The organism is Bifidobacterium sp. B4081 (assembly GCF_026537335.1).
Taxonomy (GTDB): domain Bacteria; phylum Actinomycetota; class Actinomycetes; order Actinomycetales; family Bifidobacteriaceae; genus Bombiscardovia.
The window spans coordinates 1-1144 of the sequence record NZ_JAFNMM010000012.1 but is presented as its reverse complement, the minus strand read 5'-3'; the positions used below and the strand labels follow the sequence as shown (position 1 = coordinate 1144).

At 57.2% G+C, this 1144-nt stretch carries 2 protein-coding genes; both read left to right on the top strand.

Annotated features, from left to right (window positions below; translation table 11 throughout):
* On the top strand, window positions 1-534 hold a 534-nt coding region (locus J3T92_RS09445; protein ID WP_267401281.1), incomplete at its 5' end, for a 3-hydroxyacyl-CoA dehydrogenase family protein.
* A 216-nt stretch (window positions 535-750) separates the two neighbouring features.
* A partial coding sequence (locus J3T92_RS09440; protein WP_267401280.1) for a 3-hydroxyacyl-CoA dehydrogenase NAD-binding domain-containing protein occupies window positions 751-1144 on the top strand: 394 nt, incomplete at its 3' end.

Here is a 1144-nt window from a genome sequence, read left to right as displayed (position 1 = left end):
TCCACCTACGTGCCCAGCACCTTCGCGGAGGACACCGGCCGACCAGACAAATTCCTGAACATGCACTTCGCCAACCAGATCTGGCGCATGAACACCGCTGAAATCATGGGCACCAAGCAGACCGACCCCAAGGTCTTCGACCTGATCGTGGACTACGCCAAGGAAATCGGCATGGTCCCCATCGTTCTGAAGAAAGAACAGCCCGGATACGTCCTGAACACCCTTCTCATCCCCTTGCTCAACGCCGCCGCATATCTCTGGGGCCACGACATCGCAGACCCGCAGACCGTGGACAAGACCTGGATGATCGGAACAGGCGCCCCCATGGGGCCCTTTGCCATCTTTGACGTCGTTGGGCTGCGGACCGCTCTCAATATCACCAAAGAGCAGCAGGGCGACAACCCCGATTACAAGCCCTTCATGGAGAAGATCCAGAAGATGATGGACGAGGGCAGGAACGGCAAGGATTCCGGGCAGGGCTTCTACACCTATCCTGATCCCGCCTTTGACAGGCCTGACTTTCTGAAGGCCTGACAGGACTGCTCTTTTACCAACCAGAACCCGTCCCTTCCAGAGGACAGCGTTGCGACATGCCTCTTCCAACGGGCGGGTTCGGCTTCATAAGGCCTTTTCTATCGCGTCCGATCTTCAAGCTGCCCATCGACCTCCGCAAACCGCCAGCCGCACTTTTTCATTAGCATGGAATCAGACATCCAAGGAAGGATGCCCGTACGATGAAAGAGGTCGTTCATGACAGAGATTGAGCAGGTCACCGTCGCTGGCGGTGGCGTTTTAGGCAGTCAGATCGCCTATCAATGCGCATTCAAGGGTAAAAATGTCACGGTCTACGACATTGGAGACGATGCCGTGACGGCCGCCAAAAAGCGAATCAAGGAGCTTCGCGCGGCCTACAAACGCGATATGAAAGCAACAGACGAACAGTTCGATGCCGGGCTGGAACGAATAAGCTTCGCTACCGACCTGGGCGAGGCCGTCAGGAATGCGGATCTGGTCATCGAGGCGATTCCCGAGAAACCCTCCATCAAGCACGGTTTCTATCGGAGCCTGGCCAAGGCGGCCCCCGAGAAGACCATCTTCGCCAGCAACTCCTCCACCTACGTGCCCAGCACCTTCGCGGAGGACA